This window comes from Chryseobacterium sp. PET-29, assembly GCF_025736815.1.
In the GTDB taxonomy this organism is placed as follows: domain Bacteria; phylum Bacteroidota; class Bacteroidia; order Flavobacteriales; family Weeksellaceae; genus Chryseobacterium; species Chryseobacterium nepalense.
Genome location: NZ_CP107053.1, coordinates 1,904,945 through 1,925,182, shown reverse-complemented (window position 1 = coordinate 1,925,182; position 20,238 = coordinate 1,904,945). Strand labels below are relative to the sequence as shown.

The window sequence follows — 20,238 nt, the reverse complement described above, 5'->3', positions numbered from 1 at the left end:
TGTCATATTGTACTAAGAACATTTTTTTGTATATTTTTGCATCATGATTTCCAAACAGACCATTGATAAAATATTCTCAACAATCCGTGTAGAAGAGATTGTGGGAGAATATGTACAGCTGAAGAGGGCAGGGTCTAATTACAAAGGACTCAGTCCGTTTCATGATGAGAAAACGCCGAGTTTTGTGGTTTCTGCCAGTAAGCAGATCTGGAAAGATTTTTCTACGGGTAAGGGAGGAACGGCGATTTCCTTTTTGATGGAAATTGAAAATTTCACCTATCCTGAAGCACTTCGTCATGCCGCAAAAAAATACGGAATTGAAATTGAGGAAGATCAGCGTGAATATTCCGAAGAAGCCAAACAGGCACATTCGGAAAGGGATATGCTCTATAAGATCCACGAAGTAGCCAACAATTATTTCCAGGAAATACTCTGGGATTCGGAAGAAGGGAAATCCATCGGACTTTCGTACTTTAAAGAGCGGGAGCTGAAAGATGATATCATTAAAAAATTCCAGCTCGGATATTCTCCAGAACAGAAAAATGCTTTTACGGCTTATGCGCTGGAAAAAGGCTACACAAAAGAAATCCTTGAGAAATCCGGACTTTCCATATTCCCTGAAAATACACCTTCCGGAGTGGATCGGTTTCGTGAAAGGGTAATCTTCCCGATTCACAGTTTTTCAGGAAGAGTGCTGGGTTTTGGAGCGAGAATTCTCAAGAATAATGTTAAGACTGCCAAATACCTCAATTCTCCGGAGACGGAAATTTACCATAAATCCAATGTTCTGTATGGTCTGAACCAGAGCAAGCAGGCTATTTCGAGAAAAAATGTATGCCTTTTGGTAGAAGGTTATATGGACGTGATCTCACTTCATATGTCCGGAATCGAGAATGTTGTGGCCAGTTCGGGAACCTCACTTACCACAGAGCAGATCAAACTCATCAAAAGACTTACCGAGAATGTTACCATTCTTTTTGATGGTGACAATGCAGGGATAAAAGCCAGCTTCAGAAGTATCGATATGCTGCTTACCGAAGGGATGAACATCCGCGTTCTTTTGTTCCCCGATGGAGATGATCCGGATTCATTTGCCAGAAAGCACCCGCAGGAATATGTTGAAAAGTTCATTGAAAACCAGGCAATGGATTTCATTGACTTCAAAGCGGAGATTTTGCTGAAAGAAGTCGGTAACGATCCGATTAAAAAAGCGGAAGCCATCCGGGATATTGTAAAATCGGTATCTTTTGTTCAGAATGCCCTGAAAAGAGAAGTTTATTTGAAAGAAGTTTCTAATAAATTCGGACTTTCGGAGCAGAGTCTTTTCAATGAACTGGATGTTCAGAAACAGATTACACAGAACCAGACCCAAAAAGCTCAGGTGAAAGCCGAAGCGCAACAGCCTGCCAAGCTGCAGATCGTGGATGATCCGAGAGACCAGGTGGATCCAATTGTTTTTAATGTTACGAAATTGGAGAATGACCTTATCAACCACATGCTCAACTATGGCGATGTGATACTGCAGCGGACAACACCTGATGAACAGAACTATGAAATTACGGTCATTGAGGAAATTCTCCATCATTTTGAGGAAGACGGCTACGAATTCCAGGTAGAACTTAACAAAAAAATCGTAGATTATATCAAAGAGGGAATTGAAAAAGAAGAGCTGAGAAAAGGAAATTTCTTTTTTGGGTTGATGGATGAAGAGCTCAGTAAAGCAGCCGTTAATTCCATGAATATTTACAGCGAACTGAACGACTGGTCCACCCGGAATATTTTTTCGCCAAATTATGGTGACAAAATTCCCGAACAGGTTGCCGGTGACATCCTGATCCATAAATTCCGCTATGTGAATTTCCTGATTTTAAAAACCAAAAAAGAGCTTACAGAGCATGCAGATTCTGATGAGGGAAAATATTTTGAACTGATCAAAAAAATCCAGATGCTCACCCTCGTGTCAGTAGAATTATCAAAAATTCTGAATTATTCTGCAATTACCGGAATTTATTCTGACAGATAACCTTTAATTCTTTTTCTTTATAAAAAGTCTGTGACAAAAAGTCCTATAATATTTTAGGAATAAAAGTTGTAATTTAAACTTCGTAAATTTAATAATACATAACAGAAATATGGACATTAAAAAAGAATTCAGAGATTTCTCTGTAAAGCACTTAGGAAACAGCGGTCTGGCTACCGATCAGTATATGGGAATGTATGGTCCTACCAATCTTACACCGTACATCATGGAAGAAAGAAGATTGAACGTTGCTCAGATGGATGTATTTTCACGTCTCATGATGGACAGAATCATTTTCCTGGGAACAGGAATTGACGATCAGGTAGCGAATATCGTTACGGCTCAGCTCCTTTTCTTAGAGAGTGCAGATCCTTCCAAAGACATTCAGATTTATATCAACTCGCCGGGTGGAAGTGTATATGCCGGATTGGGGATTTACGATACCATGCAGATCATTAAGCCGGATGTAGCTACGATTTGTACAGGAATTGCCGCTTCAATGGGAGCTGTATTACTGGTTGCCGGAGAAAAAGGAAAACGTTCTGCATTAAAACATTCAAGAGTGATGATTCACCAGCCTTCAGGAGGTGCACAAGGGGTAGCTTCTGACATGGAAATCAACTTAAGAGAGATGTTAAAACTGAAAAAAGAATTATACGAAATCATCTCCGAACACTCCGGACAAACGTATGAATGGGTTGAAAAAGCATCAGACCGTGATTATTGGATGACCTCCGAAGAAGCGAAAGGTTTCGGAATGGTAGACGAAGTACTACAAAGATCCAAAGACAAAAAATAATTTTTGTAAAAATACAAAAGGCGCATCAATTTGTTTGGTGCGTTTTTTTATTAGGAGCTTTTTCCGGCTTTCCGCACTCGCTATTTTCAAGTTTAGAGCGGCACGAGCCGGCCGCCTCAAACTTGAAAATGAGCTCAGACAATTGCTTCAATCCGGGCTAAAACGACAGGCTTGTTAAAGTTTATAATCAAAAGGCCGATTTCGGATCAGAAATCAAGACTTTAACAAACTTTATAAAATTAAACTGTCTAATGGCATTATTTTTCCAATTAAAATGGCATAACACTTAAATCATAAAAATTATGTCAAAGAAAATTGCAATTTTAGCAACACACGGTTTTGAAGAAAGCGAATTAAAATCTCCAAAAGAACATTTAGAACAACAGGGCTGGACTGCTCATATCATCAGTCCGGAATCAGGATCAATCAAAGCCTGGGCTGAAAAAGACTGGGGGCAGGAATATCCTGTTGATAAGACATTAGATCAAGCAAACGCTTCCGATTATGACGCATTGGTTTTGCCGGGAGGTGTCATCAATCCTGATCAGTTAAGAACAAATGAAAGCGCACTGTCTTTCGTAAAAGATTTTTTCCAGCAGCAAAAGCCGGTGGCCGCCATTTGTCACGGACCGCAGATCCTTATCAACGCTGAAGTAGTTGATGGCAGAAATATGACTTCCGTAAATTCTATCAGCCAGGACCTTAAAAATGCAGGAGCACAGTGGGAAGACAGTGAAGTCGTGGTCGATAACGGATTGGTTACCAGTCGTACTCCTAAAGATCTTCCGGCTTTCAATGCCAAAATGGTGGAAGAGATCAAAGAAGGGAAACATGAAGAGCAGACTTTGTAACTCACTAATTAATAAGAATAATAAAAAATTCGGCGGCATCGAAGATGCCGCCGAAATTTTATTAATTAATGAGATTCTTTTAGTTAAAAGCCTCAATGATTTTTGAAAAATCTTCCAGCTTTAGCGCAGCACCGCCAATCAGTCCGCCATCAATATCAGGCTGGGAGAAAATTTCTTTTGCATTGTCCGGTTTTACGGAACCTCCGTACAGAATAGAAACCTCATCAGCTACTTCCTGTCCGTATTTTTCGGCAATGATGCTTCTGATATGTGCGTGAATTTCCTGAGCCTGTTCTGGAGTTGCTGTTTCTCCGGTTCCGATGGCCCAAACCGGTTCGTAAGCAATTACTACTTTTTTAATTTCCTCTGCAGAAAGAGTGAAAAGAGCAACTTCAGTCTGGTTTTTTACCACTTCAAAATGTTGTCCGGCTTTTCTCTGTTCCAGGGTTTCACCATTACAGTATACCGGAATTAAACCTTTATCTAAAGCCAGTTTCACTTTTTTGTTACAGTGGGAATCGGTTTCACCGTGATATTGTCTTCTTTCAGAATGTCCGATCAGAGAACCGGATGCATCAATTGATTCAAGCATGTCTGCAGAAATTTCTCCGGTGTAGGCACCGCTTTCATACTCACTCATATCCTGCGCAAAAACGCCGATTTCATCTTTCTCGAAAATATCTTTTGCCATCATTAAATATAAAGCTGGCGGCGCGATCCATACCTCACAGTTGGTCGCATTATTGTTTTTATAGCTTAGTAACTGAACCATCAACTGTTGTGCATCAATTACGTTTTTATTCATTTTCCAGTTTCCCGCAACTATTTTTCTTCTCATAGTTTCTTTTATTTTTGAAGTTAAATCAGACCAAAATTGAATTCCAATTTCTAATCTGATTCCAGTTAATTAATATTCCAGATTTTTTTCAAAAGAGTGTAATATGAATGCTCTTCATCGGTTACCTTATTATCGGCTTTTATAAGCGTTTTGGCAAATTGGATAAAGTTTTGACGCTCCTCTTCCGTAGAATCGTAATAGAAGCAACGGGCATGGAACTCAAAATGTCCTTTCCATTCTTCAGGTTTTAGAAGGGCAATGGTTTCAAGTTCATTATCAAGATCCATTTTGAAAGGAAATTCGTCTGCCAGATATTGCTGTACCAACATTCCTTCTTCCGGAGCAAATTCTCCGTCTACCGAAGATAAGATCATCAATAAATGGTATCCTGCAATCGATTTATTAGATTTCTGCATGAGTAAATATAAAGTTTAGTGTTTATTAAAATTTGATAGGGCTATTTAATATATTCCTTTGCGGGCTGTTTGTCGATAATTTTTCCGTTCTCTAAAACAAGCACAAAAGGATTGCTTCTCGCTATTGTTTTAATTGCGGTGCCGTCCATCATCATATTTTTAATGGTTTTGAAAGTGTTCGGTTCTGTAGAAACGCCATACACAATATTGGCTTTTTGAGCTTTTACTTTGGCTTCCACCTGTTTCAGTAATTCAGGGGAAACGTCTTTCGGGTGATAGGAGAAAACAAGAATTGCTTTCGGGGCGTTGATGATTTCTTCTGTAACCTCCATTCCTGTAGGATCTTCAATCTTAAACTTTACAATTTCAGATTTATAGCCTTCTTTGATAAGGACAGATTCATTTTTTCCTTCCTCGATTTTCCAAGGCGATCCTTCTGCCCAGTATTTTGTTTCTTTAATATAATCATCTTGGTTTACCTTCAGCGTTTCTCCGGTTTTCTCATTTTTAAGCGAATAAAAAGTCTTGTATTCCGAAGGATTTCTGTTGATTTTTTCTTTCTCCGCCTTCAGGTCGGTACCAATTTTATAGTCACGGAAATCAATCACAGGTTCATATATTATTCCATATGTTCCAATGCCGATCATTATCAAACAAAATATCGTTAACAGGATGTACCTCACCTTATTGGATTCTTCCTTTTCACCATAGCTGTACACATCTTTTTTCCTGAACTCTTTTCTGTAAAGTATAAATAAGATTATTAAAGCTAATAAGAGCACAATATCTTTGATAAAACTTTGCCATGGTGTAAATTTAATGGCATCTCCAAAGCATCCGCAATCTGTTACTACATTAAAGTATGCCGAATAAAATGTTAGGAAACCAAAGAATACACACAGGGCAATCAATGCTGAAATGGTAAATTTAAGCTTCAGTTTAAGCAACAGCATAAATCCTAACAGAAGTTCGAGAATCACAACGATTATCGAAAACAACAGCGCAAACTTTTCAAAAAACGGCATATTGAAGACAGCAGGAGAGAAGTATTCTTCCATTTTAAAGGAAAAACCGATCAGGTCCACCGCTTTTACAAACCCCGAAAGAATGAAAATAACGGCAATAACGAAACGTAATAAACCTTTAATCATATAAATTAGTTTTGAGATTCTATACTGTTTTTCTTTTCAGAAAATTTGATAAGACAGAAAACGGAATAATTCAGCATGTCAAAATAATTGGCATCCAGCCCTTCGGAAACAACGGTAACTCCTTGGTTATCTTCAATTTGTTTGGTTCTTAAAACTTTCTGGTAAATCAGGTCCGTAATCGATGAAATGCGCATATCTCTCCATGCCTCGCCGTAATCATGATTTTTTCGTTCCATCAGTTTTCTGGCCTCAGTTGCATATTGATCATACAGATTCAGAATTTCTTGCTTATTTTCATTAAAATCATTAGAAAATCCTTTCTCAAGCTGGATAAGCGCAATGATCGAATAATTGATAATCGCCACAAATTCATCTTCTTCACTTTCATCAACCATTTTTTTTCCGGTCATCTGCAGCGTACGGATTCTGTTGACTTTAATATAAATCTGATCTGTAATAGAGCTTGGTCTTAGAACCCTCCACGCCGGCCCGTAATCCTGTAATTTCTTGCTGAACAGCTCACGGCACTGGCTGATAATTTTCTCAAACTGTACTGATGTTTCTGACATAAATTTTCTTAATCTCCCAAATATACGAAATTTTGTGTGTTGCACTGTTTTGGTGGAAGAGTTTAGAATGTAGCGTTTTCGGGTAGGAGCGTATAAGCGTTTGAGTTTTTGAGTTTGAGTTTTTTGAGTGATAAAGGTTTTATTTTTTATTTTTGTAAGATAATTTCAGTTTATTTTTTAAGTCTAATCATAATTATAAGCTTTGCAAGTACCTGCACTCTCTAACTCTTCAACTCTTCCGCACTCCAATTTCATGAATTGTAACGGGAAATTGATAGACCTATCGGTTCCAAAAATTATGGGAATCCTAAACCTCACGCCGGATTCGTTTTCAGATGGCGGGAAATTCAATACGGAAAAAACGGCATTGGACCAGACTTATAAAATGCTTAAAGAAGGCGCTGAAATCATTGATATCGGTCCGCAATCCACAAGACCGCACGCTGAATTTTTAACTGCAGAAGAGGAAATCAGAAGGTTGGGAAACATGATTTCATTCATCAAAAAAGAATTTCCGGAAACATTGATCTCTCTGGATACTTTTTATGCTGAAACGGTAAAGTTTGGCTTTAATGAGGGAATTGATATTATCAACGATATTTCCGGAGGCCATTACGATGAAAAGATGTTTGATGCCGCTGCAGAAACAAAACTTCCCTATATTTTAATGCATGTAAATCCTTCTTATGAAACGATGCACGATAAAATCAAATTTGCAGATATTACACTTTCCGTCAACCGCTATTTTTCTGAAAAGACTGAAGAATTATTAAATAAAGGCGTTAAAGATATTATCCTTGATCCGGGATTCGGTTTCGGTAAAACGGTAGAAGACCAGATGAAAATGATCAATGAAACACAATATTTAGGTTTTGGAAAATTTCCTTTACTGATCGGCATTTCAAGGAAATCTTTTATCTACAAACCTTTGGGAAAGTCTCCTTTGGACATCAACGAAGAAACACAAAAACTTCACCTGAAAGTATTACAGCAGGGCGCAAAAATACTGAGGGTTCATGATGTTGCAGCAGCCCAAAAAACGGTTGACTTGTTTAAGAGTGGGAGAGTCTGAGAATGGGGTGTTTTAGGGTTAGAGATCGTTTATTAAGGATAAATTTTGTTAGAATTAATATGAAATTAACTTTCCTTTGAAAATCACCATTTAACTTTCACTCTAAACTCTAAACTCTAAACTCTAAACTCTAAACTCTAAACTCTAAACTCTAAACTCTAAACTCTAAACTCTAAACTCTAAAACTCAATTAAGATTCGCCAGTTTATCCGCAAACTGTTTCGAAAATTCCTTTCGGTCTTCCTCCAGTTTGTCCTGATTCGATGGCAGAATATAGCTGAATAATATTTTTTCTTCCTCATCCAGGAAAATAATTTCTTTCTCATTTCCGTCAATCATTTGGGCAAAAATTTCCCACATAGAAGTATCTTTTAATTTTAACAATTCAAAAAATTGTTCTGCCTGTATTTGGATGGTCTGCATTTGTTTAGTTTCTATTTTTTATTTTTATTTTAAAATTCCAGAAGCTTCAGTTTAAACTGAACGGCAAAATTTTGTTTAAAATTTCGTGTAGTGTAGTAGCCCACTCTGTAAAATAGCCCCAGATTGAAGTAAGTGGAGAGGAAATTATTCCACTCCAGGCCGACTTCCTGATAAAGATGGTCGAGCGGTTTAAATTTAAACTGATGATATTCGGGATGCTTCATATTACCTATGGTTCCTCTTAACACAAAATCAAAACTTGAAATATTCTGGCCTAAGCTTTTAAAATACCAGGGAAGTTTATGCGTAAAATAATACGCCACAAACCGGTCGTTATAGTATTTACCTCCTTCCAGAGTTGCAAATCCTAGAAATGAAGTTAAGTTAAAATTAAAATCCCTCCTCGGCGAAGCCAGTCCGTTCATCGTAAAGTTTTTCCATATCGGAGCTTCTCCGATTACCATTCCGCCGTAGAGCCGGAATCCTGTAGTTCCCAGCAGAGATTTGAAATTGTGTACAAAAAGGGCATCAAACCGGGTATAATTAAAATCACCGTTCAGCGCCTTGTAGCTTTGTTCATAATTGAAATACAGTTCCGGATATTTCTGATCGATGAGGGATTTTCCCTGAGGTGTCATAATATTAGTAGAGTTCGGGGAATATTTTAAGGTCAGTAATGTATTAAAATTATTAAAAGATGAACCACTGTTGCGGAAGGAATAATCAAACATGGCTTCTTCCAGATTGGTACGGACTGCAAAAACCAGTGTCAAGCCGTTGGTAACATCATTAAGGTAAGAAACCGAGCCTCCTCTGTAATGATAATACCGGTCATTATTAAGGTTATTTCCATAGTTAGCTGTTCTCATTTTGAAATTCCACAGTCTCCGGTAAAACTCTCCGGAAGCGGTCACGTCATCATAATAATCGATCCTGAAATAGGAATCTTTTTCCAGCGTGGTTTTAATATCAAGTCCGATTCTGTATTTCCATTTATCATCCTTGAATCCATAGGCAAAAGTATAATCAGGAGAAAAGTATGGACTGAAATTTTCATTAAGCTTCGCTTTCAAACCTACTCTGAAGCCTTCATACAGGTTATAATTCACGATCTCGTCAACCGCAAAATCCACAATACCTGCTTTTATCTGGCCATTTAGCAGCAAACCGCTTAAAACCCTTGCTTTCCGGTCAATATTGTATATTTTTCCAAGACTGTCGATGGTTTTGTAGGTGTTTCGTTCTCGTTCTGTCAGAGGATCTGTCCTGAACTGGTCAAGGGTTTTTCCGTCAATATTTTTTACGGAAAAAGTATAGCCTTTAAAGTCTTTTTTATCATTTTGGGCAGGTGACTGGTAATCAAAATACTGGGAAGTGAGAAAAGCATACGTCCCAAAACTCTGCTTCTTATTCCTTTCATGTTTTTCTTCAGGATAGTCTTTGTTTTCCTCCTGCATGACCATATTGCTCATTTTCAGCTTTACGGTTTCATGAGAAAGGAACCATTTGTTGTTGAAATAAATCCAGGTACTTGTAATGATACCGTCGTTTTTATTTTTGCTGAAATTTTCGATTTTTTTAATGCCATAAGTATCGGTATCAATATAGATGGCACCATTGTACTTCCTTTTTTTGTCCGGATTTTTATAATTGACTTCCCTGAAACGGATTACAAAATTCTTTCTTCCTTCTATTTCAATAGTGTCGGTTAAAAAGAACCGGTATAAGCCTCTGTTTTCCTGCTTCAGCTGGGTGGGAATCTGGTCTCTGTTGCTTTGCTGCAGGGCAATCATTTCGTAGATCGGCTGCTTCAGTCCGGAAATCCTGTTATCAAGGATATTGATTTTTTCACCGTATTTTTTCGAATATAAAAATTCCTGAGCTCTTTCCCAGAGGAATAATTTACTTTTGGAAAATATTTTTCTGGCAGTTACATTGTTCAGGGAATCTTTTTCTCTTTTTCTTCTGAATAATTCAGCATTTTCGAAAAACTGTCTGTATTGGGTAATACTGTCTTCATCAATATCCAGAGAAATTTTCTCATAGGATTTGTAGGAGTAGGAATCGAGCGTCTTTGGAGAGTTTTCAGTAAACTGCTGATTGACTTTTTTCAGAATTTCAAGAGCTCTGGGATCACTCTGATCTTTGATGACAACAGCTTCAATAGAAGTGACTTTTGATTGTGAGAAACCAAAAATGTACATACAGAAACATAAAATCACTAATATCCTTTTCATAAAGACCTGACAAAATTAATAATATTTATGATGCTGTAAAAGGTTTATTAATTGATATTAACAGCCGATTCCATTGATGATGTTTCTAAAACGGCGTAATCCCGGAATTTCCGGGATTACAGTTTCTGGTCTTATTATATTTATCTTAAATTTTTAACAAATAACACGTTTTTTTAACAGTAAAATATTTTAATTCTCATCTAATTTGATTTCGAACTGGTTAAATGAGTTTAACTATTAATACTAAAATATTAGTTTAAAAGATTGAATTTTATTTTAATTCCGATATTATCTTTAAATTCCGAAGTCTGGTAATATCCTAATCTATAGGAAAATCCTACGCCAAAGCTCGTTCCCAGAAACTGGTTCCAGATTAGTCCCGCTTCCTGGTAATAATGATCCAGAGCGGTAAATTCAAACTGGTGGTCCTGCCTGTTTTTAAAACCGCCGATGGCCGACTGGTATTCAAGCTCGATATCCGAATATTTTTTACCCAATGTTTTAAATTTAAAAGGTAGGTATTGTGAAATTTTAAACCCTGCAAATTTGTCTGCGAAGAAAGTTCCCGAAGGCATCGTTGCAAATCCAAGGTTTGAAGGGGTACTGATGTTGGAATACCACTTATCAATATTGGCATCGTTCTGACCGGCTATTTCAAAATTTTTCCAGATTGGTGCGCTTCCGGATGAGATTCCTCCGAAAATTTTAATGTTGGTAGATCCCAATTTTGTTCTGAACTGATGAATGAACAGCGCATCAAGCCTGTTGTAATCAAGATCTCCTCCCAATGCATTAAATCCTTTTTCATAATTCAGGAAGACTTGAGGGTAATTTTTTTCATAGGTGTATTTTCCGGTAGGCGTCATGATGTTTTTGTCATTCGGGGAAAATTTTAATGAGAGAACCGCGCTGGTATTATCGAACTTATTGCCCATGTTTTTATACTGATAATCAAAAAGAGCCTCCTGTTTCTCTTTATTCACCGCGATTTTCATGCTTAATGAATTGGAAATATCATAAAGGTAAGAAGCGCTCCATTTTTGGTTTTTATAGAAAACGGCATTGTGAAGATCCAGGTTAATATCAGAGAGCTTCATCATTTTATCCCACATATAATTGCTGAATCTTCCTGCTGCAAAAACATCGTCAAGATATTCAATTCTGAAAACGGATGTTCTTCTGTCGGAAAGTTTTACATCGAGCCCCAATCCGTATTTCCAGCGATGGTCCTTAAAACCATATCCGAAATAGCCGTCCGGAGAAAATGTTTTACTGAAGTTTTCATTAAGCTTAATACCGGCACCCAAACGGATTCCCTGGTATTTATCATAACTGAAGAATTTGGTTAGATCAAAATCGATCATTTTATAACGAAGGTTTCCCCTTAAAAGCTGGGTTAACGTATTCAATTTCTTTTCAAAATCATGCTTTTGTACAAAGCTGTCGATCTTGGTATAAGTATTACTTTCCCTTGTGGTAAGGCTGTCGGTTCTGTATTGCTGCAAAAGGCTGCCGTCTGAATTCTTCATTTCAAGCGAATATCCTTTAAAATCAGACGCTTTTTGAGGTTCATTAATATCAAAATCGAAGAACCTGTTTTTTACATACAGGTAATTTCCGAATTTTTTCTGGTTGTATTTTTTGGTGTCACCTGCTTTCAGGCTGTCTTTCTTTGAAACATCGAAGCTGGTATTGCCCATTTTAAGCCTGATATCTTCATAATCCAGGAACCATTTATTATTGATGGGTTTCCAGACAGAAACAATATTTCCCTCGTTTATTTTTTTGCTGATGCTTTCAAATTTTTTCAGGGCAAAACTTTCGGCGTCAACATATATTTTCCCGTTGAATTTTCTCGGGTTCTGTTTCTTTTTATCGGTAATTTCTTTGAATTTGATCACATAGGTCTGCCTTCCATCCAGCTGAATGGTGTCTGAAAGATAATAATGAAATAAATCCCTGTTTTCAGGTCTCAGCTGTCTGGGTGTTCTGTCAAGATTCGAAATATTGAGGGCCATCGCCTCATAAATCGGGTTTTTAAAACCGGACATCCTGTTGTCGATAATATTTGTTTTTTCACCGTATTTTTTGGAATATTTATATTCTGTAGCTTTTTCCCAAAGGAACATCTGGCCTTCCGCAGAGGCATCAATAAAATCTTCAGCGATAAGGGAATCTTTCTTTTCCTTTTCTTTTTGCTTAAAACCTTTTTGATCAACCTTTGAAATGGAATCTTTCCTGGCAGCTAAAAAATTCTTATAAATATCAATGGAATCTTTATCCAAATCAAGAGAAAATTTGGTGTAAGACTTAAAATTGTACGACTCTAAAGATTTGGGTGAATTCTCCTTCGCCCTTTTATTAAGTTCATCAAGAATCTTCAGCGCACGCGGATCACTTTTATCATTAATAATAACACGGTCAATATTCCCTCTTTTTTCGGATAACGGCTGCATTGCAACTTCCATGGTATTTCTTACCTCTGCAAGAACATCCTCAAAATTGCTGGCCAGAATTTCAACTTTCTTACATTTGGTTTTAAAGGATAAAGTTCCGTTGGTATCGGTTTTCCCGAGAAGCTCATCATCGCAGTACACTGCTGCATTGTAGATAGGTTGCCTGGTTGCCTTGCTGAAAACTTTCAACTGAGTTTGTCCGAATACCAGTGCTGTAAAAAATAAAAACAGCGGGAATAAAAGTTTTGTCATTAGTCTTTTTAATAGTTAGACAAAACTATTGATAAGAAAGTTACAATACCACAGAAGAAAATATAATGTTTTGTTAAAAATTAAATCATCTGTATCAAATTCACGACCTCCGTCGGTTCGAGTAAAAATTTTTTGAAGAATAATTTTTTACTCGAATAAAATTTCCGAGAGTTAATCTCGCCCTTCCGCGAGGCTTTTTCATTTCAAAAAATAAAATCCCAATACCATCCCATTCAAAAATATTTTTATATTTGCTGTGCGAACAACAAAAAACAAAATGATGATCTATAAAAATAATCCCGCAGTTCATTCAAAGGCATCCGGCACTAACGATTTCCACAAAAATTTCAACTTTAATAAGCAACTTACTGACCTTAAAAGCCAGTATAGTATTACGTTAGATCTTTCAAGCAGTTTGAAGACAGCTTCAATCGTTTAGAAACGGTATTCAGGCATTCAGTAGAGATCAGCAACCACTTTGTTAAGACGTTCAAGTGTTTAGTAACGGCAATCAACCGTTCCGTTGAGCCCGTCAAGCACTCCGAAGAGAAAATCAAGCGTTCCGAAGAGGCAATCAACCACTCCGAAGAGGCAATCAAGTACAATTTGTTATTTTATAATGATTTACAGCCTTTTTAAAGAGATAAATTTATTCAGCAATCCATATACATTAGACTTCAATTATATTTTTAAATACAAATAATTTATACCATTATGAAAAAAGATCAGGTAAAACGTGATTTTAATCTGGCAGATGCTGTCCTAAAACAAAAAGCAGATGAGCTGATTGCTTTAATCGAAAGAGATATTGTCGAATTTACAGAGCGTGGCTATAATGCCGCAAAAAGAAATGAATTGATCGCAGCGCGCAATGCCGTAGATAGTTTTCCCAACGATGAACAGCTGGAAGCCATCAAAATGAATCTCACCGAACAAAAAGATATTGCCAGAAATGCCCTTGAAAAAACAATGCGCAGTATTTTCAATAGGGCTGAGAACGTTTTCGGACTGTATGCTGCCAAATAGAAGGAGTTTGGCAATGCAGCAATCAGTCAGCAAAGTGATGCGGAAATCGTTCGTACCGCTAAAATAATGACTGCAACGGCTCAGAAATATCTTACCGAACTTTCGGATGAAGGACTTACTTCAGACAAAATCAATACCCTTATTGCCCAACGAGAGGCACTGGATCTCGCGATTGATGCACAGGCTCAGGGTATTTCAGACAGGGATGTCGCTGCCGAAGGACGTATTGAAGCTCTCAATAAACTGTACCAGCTGCTTACCAAATATGCAGGAACAGGCCAGGACATCTTCTATGAAACGAATGAGGCCAAATATAACGACTATATTATCTATGACACCCCAAGCGGATTGCCTGAGGTTCCACCTGTGAATCCTATATGAAAAGCCACTCGTCAGTTCGAGTGTTTTTCGCAGCGCAGCGGAGAAAATGTATCGAGAACCGGTTAATGTAACAGTCTTATAGCAATTACTTCTCGATACGCTTTTTCAAAGCTACTCGAAGTGACGTTGAGCAGAATTTTAATAATAATGTATACTCCGTCAGTTCGAGTGTTTTTCGCAGCGCAGCGGAGAAAATGTATCGAGAACCGTTGAACACGAGACACTTAAGAGTAACTTCTCGATACGCTTTTTTCAAAAGCTACTCGAAGTGACGATGAGCACGATGTTAATAATATGAATACTTCGTCAGTTCGAGTGTTTTTCGCAGCGCAGCGTAGAAAAATGTATCGAGAACCCGTTGAATGTAATGGTCTTATAGCAATCACTTCTCGATACGATTTTTTTTCAAAAATCTACTCGAAGTGACGAAGCATCAAAAAACTTTAAATTTATTATTAAACATGCAAACATCTTTCGTCTACATTCTACATTGTTCAGACAATACCTATTACACGGGAGTTACAGAGAATGTTTATAAACGTTTCGATGAACATCAGGATGGTAAGTATTTCGGATCATATACCTATTCAAGGCGTCCGCTGCAATTGGTTTATTTTAATCAATTTACTGATATTCAACAAGCTATTATTTTTGAGAAAAGGATAAAAAAATGGTCACAGGCTAAGAAATTAGCTCTGATTGAAGGAAGGTATGAAGACTTACCTAACCTTGCAAAAAAGAAATTCACTAAGAAATAATGATTCTTTCGTCAGTTCGAGTGTTTTTCGCAGCGCAGCGGAGAAAAATGTATCGAGAACCGGTGAAGGTAGTAGCCTTGTGGTAATCACTTCTCGATACGCTTTTTCAAAGCTACTCGAAGTGACGTTGAGCATGATGTTAATAATAATGAATACTTCGTCAGTTCGAGTGTTTTTCGCAGCGCAGCGGAGAAAAATGTATCGAGAACCGGTGAAGGTAGCAGACTTGTAGTAATCACTTCTCGATACGCTTTTTTCAAAAGCTACTCGAAGTGACGCTGAGCATAATTTTAATAATAATGAGTACTTCGTCAGTTCGAGTGTTTTTCGCAGCGCAGCGCAGCAAAATGTATCGAAAACACTGATTGAAAAGACTTTTAGCCATAAACTTTTGATATGTTTTTCGAAAACTCCTCAAAGTGACATATAACATAATCATCCCTTTCAAAACTGAAAGGGATGATTATTATTTAAATTTTATTAAAAATATTTTCTTAAAGATTCAGCGCTTTCTGATACGCATTTTCCAATCCGTCAAGATTTTTTCCTCCTGCTGTGGCAAAGCCAGGATTTCCGCCGCCGCCGCCCTGGATTTCTTTTGCCAAATCTTTAATCAAGGCTCCTGCCTGATAAATTCCTGCTAAATCATCAGAAACGCCAACGGTAATCATTGGTTTCCCGTCTGCGTCGGACAGAATAACCGTAATGGAAGTGGGGATTTCTTTTTTTAACTGGAAGACGATGTCTTTTACCGAACCGGCGTCCAAAGAAGTTCTTTTTACCAGAAGTAATTTATCACCTTTTTGCTCGTAAGCTCCTTTCCATTCGCCGATTTCTCCTTTTGCTTTTTCCTTTTTCATTGCGTCTACTTCAGACTTCAATGCGGTATTTTCCTCAATTAATTTTTCAATAGAACGTACAATATCTTTTGATTTCAGCAACTGTGATAGTTCGGCGATCTGTTTTTCAATATTTTTGAAATACTCTTCAGCTTTATCTCCGGAAATCGCTTCAATTCTTCTGATTCCTGCGGCTGCGGAACTTTCGGAAATGATTTTAAAATGTCCAATTTCGCTGGTGCTTTTCACATGGGTTCCTCCGCAAAGTTCCATAGAAGTTCCAAACTGGATCATTCTTACACTGTCGCCATACTTTTCCCCGAACAAAGCCATCGCTCCTCTGTCCAGCGCTTTCCGGATCGGAATATTCCTGAATTCCTGTAAAGCAATATTTTCTTTAATCTTTGCATTAACCTTTTCTTCTACTAAGGTTAATTCCTCCTCCGTCATTTTATTAAAATGAGAGAAGTCGAAACGCAGGTAATCCGGACCAACAAAAGATCCTTTCTGCTCTACGTGGGTTCCCAGAACTTCTCTTAATGCTTCATGCAGTAAATGCGTTACCGAGTGGTTGGCCTGAGAATTTTTTCTTTCCGAAACATTTACTTTAGCATAGAAAACAGCGCCTGCATCTTTCGGAAGACCGTTGATTAAAGAAATGATCAATCCGTTTTCCTTTTTTGTTTCTAATACCTCAAAGCTTTCTACAGCGTTTTCCAGGGTCCCTTTATCTCCGACCTGGCCTCCGCCTTCCGGATAAAAAGGAGATTCGCTTAAAACTACCTGGTAAAATTCTCCGTCTTTATTTTCTACTTTTCGGTATCTTGTAATATAGGTTTCAGATTCAAATTGATCATAACCTACAAAATTTTCAGGTTTTTCTTCCAACGTAACCCAATCATATACTTTTTGGGCAGAATCTGCTTTCGAACGTTTCTTTTGCTCATTTAAAGCTTGTTTAAAGCCTTCCTCATCGATGGTTAAACCTTTTTCTTCCGCAATAATTCTCGTTAAATCATCAGGGAAACCATAAGTATCATATAATTCAAAAACTTCTTCAGTTGGCAATACCTTCTGATTATTGGCAATCGTCTGCTGAATCAATTTTTCAACTCTTATCAATCCGTTTTCTATGGTTCTTAAGAATGATTCTTCTTCACTTTTGATAACTTCAGAAACCAGTTTTCCCTGTTTTTCAAGTTCAGGGAAGAAAGCTCCCATCTGCTCCTGTAAAACAGCAACCAATTGATAAAGGAATGGTTCCTTCATTCCCAGGAAACGGTAAGAATAAGAAATTCCTCTTCTTAAGATTCTTCTGATCACATAGCCTGCTCCTCCGTTGGAAGGCAGCTGTCCGTCAGCAATCGCAAACGAAACCGCTCTGATATGGTCTACCACCACGCGAATCGCAATATCTTTTTCGTCTTCTAAAATCCCGGTGTATTTTTTTCCTGAAAGTTCTTCAACTTTAGCAATTAAAGGAGTGAAAACATCAGTATCGTAATTGGAGGATTTTCCCTGAAGCGCCATACACAGACGTTCAAAGCCCATTCCCGTATCCACATGCTGTGCAGGAAGCTTTTCAAGGGTTTTGTCTGCTTTCCTGTTGAATTCCATGAAAACGAGATTCCATACTTCCACCACCTGCGGATGATCGTTGTTCACCAGTTCTAATCCTGAAACTTTCGCTTTTTCTTCAGCACTTCTCAAATCAACATGGATTTCTGAGCACGGTCCGCACGGTCCGCTTTCCCCCATTTCCCAGAAATTGTCTTTTTTATTTCCATTGATAATTCTGTCTTCGGAAATGTGAGATTTCCAGAAATCATAAGCATCCTGGTCTCTTTCAAGGTTTTCGGAAGCATCTCCTTCAAAAATGGTTACATATAGGTTTTCTTTAGGAATTCCATAGACTTCCGTAAGTAATTCCCAGGCAAAAGCAATAGCATCTTTTTTAAAATAATCCCCGAAAGACCAGTTCCCCAACATTTCAAACATGGTGTGGTGGTACGTATCACGGCCCACATCATCCAGGTCATTATGTTTCCCTGAAACCCGCAGACACTTCTGGGTATCGGCAATTCTCGGTGCAGTAGGAGTCTTGTAGCCCAGGAAAAAATCCTTGAACTGCGTCATCCCGGAATTGGAAAACATAAGCGTAGGGTCGTCTTTCAGGACAATGGGTGCTGAAGGAACGATGAGGTGGCCTTTGCTTTTAAAATAATCTAAAAATTTTTGACGAATCTCTTGTGATGTCATAATTTATATTGCTTTGCTTTTTACAGTTTTTTGATAAGATGCAAATTTAAGGTTTTTAGGGGATTTAGGTTGAAATATTTGACACTTTTGCGAAGATTTGTTTTTAATGAGCAGGAAACGTTTCAGGAGCTTTTTCCCGCTTTCCGCTACAATTCCTCATTGCGCGGCTCCGACTTGGCCTGTCTTAAGCCTGGCAAGGCTCCGCCGCTCCATTGCGGGATTTTCACTGCAATCAGGGCTAGGCTGTAGTCATCCTATTAATTGGAGTGTGTAAGCTGTTGATAATTAAATCATAAATGTTAAGATCATGTATTCTTGTTTTCAATAATTTCCACAAAGCTTATCATGCTGGAAGCATCTCAGCATAGTTGGTTTAATTGTTTAGATGTTTGACAGGATGACAATCACAAAAGCTAAAATGAATCCATAAAAAACGTTGCAGTGTATCGTCTTAACTTTATATATTCGTTTATTGTTAAAATATCTCAGGGATTTTAAATCTTCAAAACAAAAAGTTAGTATGACAAAAAACGAAACGTTCAAAGACTGGATAGAACAGTATTCTGCAGCGTTGATGAGAAGGGCAGTGTATCTGTTGTCCGATAAAGTTGAGGCGGAAGACATTGTTCAGGAAGTTTTTATTTCCGCTTTTTCGTCCTATGAATCTTTTGAAGGGAAAAGCCGGCCGCTTACATGGCTGATGACTATTTTAAACAGAAAAGTTGCTGATTTTTACCGTAAGAAATATAAATCTGAACCCAATATTAAACTGGATCATTTTTTTGATGAAGACGGAGCCTGGAAAAACAATGATATTTTGAATGACTGGAATGCAGGCAATCAGGAAACACAATTGTTAGACAATGCAGAATTCAATAAAATCCTGGAGGAATGCCTGGAAGATCTGCCTTCCCGATGGAAAATTTCCATGAAATTGTATTACCTTGAAGAAAAAAAAGCGCCGGAAGTGAGTCAGGAACTTGATATTTCCACGACTAATTTATGGAAGATTCTGCAAAGAGGCAGGATGCAATTGAGAGAATGCCTGGAAATGAACTGGTTTGCCAATCAAAACTGATCTAAAAATGCTTAAAAAACTGATTCATATTATTTTTTTACCGTGCAGCGAAGCGACGATGCTCATGGAAAAACGGAATGCGGAAGATATTTCCCCAAAAGAAAACCGTAAGCTTTCCCTGCATCTTGCCATTTGTAAATGGTGCAGAGCCTACAAAGAAAAGCTGGAAATATTGGATAAAATGTTGAAAAGAAAGCTTTCGGATAAAAGTAATGTTGAAATTAATGATTCTGATATTCATAAGGTTAAAGAAAGAGCTCTGAAAAATTTAGATATTTCATAAAATAATTTGTCAGGATTTTGAAATGGTTCCGACTATACTTTTGAAAATAATAAAGTATTCAATCAAAATCTTAAAAAATGAATGGAACTGTACTAAAAATTGATAATGAAAACCTTATCGGAAAAACGGGGTACTATCTCTCCCTTTTCGGAACCGTCATTATTCTGCTGTGGATCGGAATTTTCAAATTCACTCCTACAGAAGCAAATGCCATAAAACCTTTGGTGGAAAACCATTTCCTTACTTTTTTCGTATATGATATTGTAAGCATTCAGGCAGTGTCCGATACTATCGGAGTCATAGAAATTATCATTGCATTATTGTTACTGTTTAGTGTGAAATTTGCATCACTCAGAAAGTACGCCGCCACCGGAATGATTATTACCTTCCTGATAACGCTGAGCTATCTGTTTACGACTCCGAGACTCTGGAAAACAGTCGATGGAATTTTGATAACTGACTTCTTTATCGTAAAAGATATCATGCTTTTAGGATTTGGATTAATGATTTTAAATCTGAAAAAATGAAAA

At 37.5% G+C, this 20,238-nt stretch carries 18 protein-coding genes; 10 read left to right on the top strand and 8 right to left on the bottom strand.

Going from position 1 to position 20,238, the window contains the following annotated elements:
• The first annotated feature begins 43 nt into the window (after positions 1 to 43).
• The 3 genes from dnaG to ODE14_RS08430 all read left to right on the top strand — a co-directional run bounded on the left by dnaG (position 44) and on the right by ODE14_RS08430 (position 3,670).
• Positions 44 to 2,023, top strand: coding sequence for a DNA primase (gene dnaG, locus ODE14_RS08440; RefSeq protein WP_263603726.1), 1,980 nt, complete (start codon positions 44 to 46; stop codon positions 2,021 to 2,023).
• Positions 2,024 to 2,132: 109 nt separating this feature from the next.
• Positions 2,133 to 2,819 (top strand): ATP-dependent Clp endopeptidase proteolytic subunit ClpP, encoded by a 687-nt coding sequence (gene clpP / locus ODE14_RS08435; RefSeq protein WP_089999356.1) that lies wholly within the window; start codon positions 2,133 to 2,135, stop codon positions 2,817 to 2,819.
• A gap of 302 nt (positions 2,820 to 3,121) precedes the next feature.
• On the top strand, positions 3,122 to 3,670 hold the full coding sequence (locus ODE14_RS08430; RefSeq protein ID WP_263603725.1) for a type 1 glutamine amidotransferase domain-containing protein: 549 nt from the start codon (positions 3,122 to 3,124) through the stop codon (positions 3,668 to 3,670).
• 79 nt (positions 3,671 to 3,749) lie between these two features.
• Here the strand turns inward: ODE14_RS08430 and tpiA are convergent, their stop codons facing one another.
• The 4 genes from tpiA to ODE14_RS08410 all read right to left on the bottom strand — a co-directional run bounded on the left by tpiA (position 3,750) and on the right by ODE14_RS08410 (position 6,644).
• Positions 3,750 to 4,508 carry a triose-phosphate isomerase gene (gene tpiA, locus ODE14_RS08425; RefSeq protein ID WP_263603724.1) on the bottom strand — a complete coding sequence of 253 codons (759 nt, stop codon included), beginning with the start codon at positions 4,506 to 4,508 and terminating at the stop codon, positions 3,750 to 3,752.
• Between the two features lie 65 nt (positions 4,509 to 4,573).
• A complete protein-coding gene (locus ODE14_RS08420) occupies positions 4,574 to 4,924 on the bottom strand; it encodes a TerB family tellurite resistance protein (RefSeq protein ID WP_263603723.1) in 351 nt (116 codons plus the stop codon).
• Between the two features lie 41 nt (positions 4,925 to 4,965).
• Positions 4,966 to 6,075: a BT_3928 family protein gene (locus ODE14_RS08415; RefSeq protein ID WP_263603722.1), complete on the bottom strand. Its 1,110-nt coding sequence runs from the start codon at positions 6,073 to 6,075 to the stop codon at positions 4,966 to 4,968.
• Between the two features lie 5 nt (positions 6,076 to 6,080).
• A complete protein-coding gene (locus ODE14_RS08410) occupies positions 6,081 to 6,644 on the bottom strand; it encodes a DUF1599 domain-containing protein (protein WP_248392046.1) in 564 nt (187 codons plus the stop codon).
• A 298-nt stretch (positions 6,645 to 6,942) separates the two neighbouring features.
• Here ODE14_RS08410 and folP point away from each other — a divergent pair, with 298 nt between their 5' ends.
• Positions 6,943 to 7,716 (top strand): dihydropteroate synthase, encoded by a 774-nt coding sequence (folP, locus tag ODE14_RS08405; RefSeq protein WP_263603721.1) that lies wholly within the window; start codon positions 6,943 to 6,945, stop codon positions 7,714 to 7,716.
• Between the two features lie 186 nt (positions 7,717 to 7,902).
• On the opposite strand, the gene ODE14_RS08400 is transcribed toward folP, so the two are convergent.
• The 3 genes from ODE14_RS08400 to ODE14_RS08390 all read right to left on the bottom strand — a co-directional run bounded on the left by ODE14_RS08400 (position 7,903) and on the right by ODE14_RS08390 (position 13,084).
• A complete protein-coding gene (locus tag ODE14_RS08400; RefSeq protein ID WP_263603720.1) occupies positions 7,903 to 8,139 on the bottom strand; it encodes a hypothetical protein in 237 nt (78 codons plus the stop codon).
• 29 nt (positions 8,140 to 8,168) lie between these two features.
• Complete coding sequence (locus ODE14_RS08395; protein ID WP_263603719.1) at positions 8,169 to 10,376, bottom strand: DUF5686 family protein; 2,208 nt, start codon at positions 10,374 to 10,376, stop codon at positions 8,169 to 8,171.
• 251 nt (positions 10,377 to 10,627) lie between these two features.
• Positions 10,628 to 13,084 carry a DUF5686 family protein gene (locus tag ODE14_RS08390; protein ID WP_263603718.1) on the bottom strand — a complete coding sequence of 819 codons (2,457 nt, stop codon included), beginning with the start codon at positions 13,082 to 13,084 and terminating at the stop codon, positions 10,628 to 10,630.
• A 714-nt stretch (positions 13,085 to 13,798) separates the two neighbouring features.
• On the opposite strand from ODE14_RS08390, the gene ODE14_RS08385 reads away from it, so the two are divergent.
• The 3 genes from ODE14_RS08385 (at position 13,799) to ODE14_RS08375 (ending at position 15,249) form a co-directional block, all read left to right on the top strand.
• Positions 13,799 to 14,110: a hypothetical protein gene (locus tag ODE14_RS08385; protein ID WP_263603717.1), complete on the top strand. Its 312-nt coding sequence runs from the start codon at positions 13,799 to 13,801 to the stop codon at positions 14,108 to 14,110.
• Between the two features lie 66 nt (positions 14,111 to 14,176).
• The gene (locus tag ODE14_RS08380) at positions 14,177 to 14,491 is read left to right on the top strand and encodes a hypothetical protein (RefSeq protein ID WP_263603716.1); all 315 of its coding nucleotides are present in this window, start codon (positions 14,177 to 14,179) and stop codon (positions 14,489 to 14,491) included.
• A 461-nt stretch (positions 14,492 to 14,952) separates the two neighbouring features.
• A complete protein-coding gene (locus ODE14_RS08375; protein ID WP_263603715.1) occupies positions 14,953 to 15,249 on the top strand; it encodes a GIY-YIG nuclease family protein in 297 nt (98 codons plus the stop codon).
• 494 nt (positions 15,250 to 15,743) lie between these two features.
• Here ODE14_RS08375 and alaS read toward each other — a convergent pair whose 3' ends face one another.
• Positions 15,744 to 18,347 carry an alanine--tRNA ligase gene (gene alaS, locus ODE14_RS08370; protein ID WP_263603714.1) on the bottom strand — a complete coding sequence of 868 codons (2,604 nt, stop codon included), beginning with the start codon at positions 18,345 to 18,347 and terminating at the stop codon, positions 15,744 to 15,746.
• Positions 18,348 to 18,867: 520 nt separating this feature from the next.
• Between alaS and ODE14_RS08365 the strand changes: the two genes are divergently transcribed.
• From ODE14_RS08365 to ODE14_RS08355, 3 genes are all read left to right on the top strand, one after another.
• A complete protein-coding gene (locus ODE14_RS08365; RefSeq protein ID WP_263603713.1) occupies positions 18,868 to 19,425 on the top strand; it encodes a sigma-70 family RNA polymerase sigma factor in 558 nt (185 codons plus the stop codon).
• A gap of 7 nt (positions 19,426 to 19,432) precedes the next feature.
• Positions 19,433 to 19,708: a hypothetical protein gene (locus tag ODE14_RS08360; RefSeq protein WP_263603712.1), complete on the top strand. Its 276-nt coding sequence runs from the start codon at positions 19,433 to 19,435 to the stop codon at positions 19,706 to 19,708.
• 77 nt (positions 19,709 to 19,785) lie between these two features.
• A complete protein-coding gene (locus ODE14_RS08355; RefSeq protein WP_263603711.1) occupies positions 19,786 to 20,235 on the top strand; it encodes a YkgB family protein in 450 nt (149 codons plus the stop codon).
• Positions 20,236 to 20,238 lie beyond the last annotated feature (3 nt).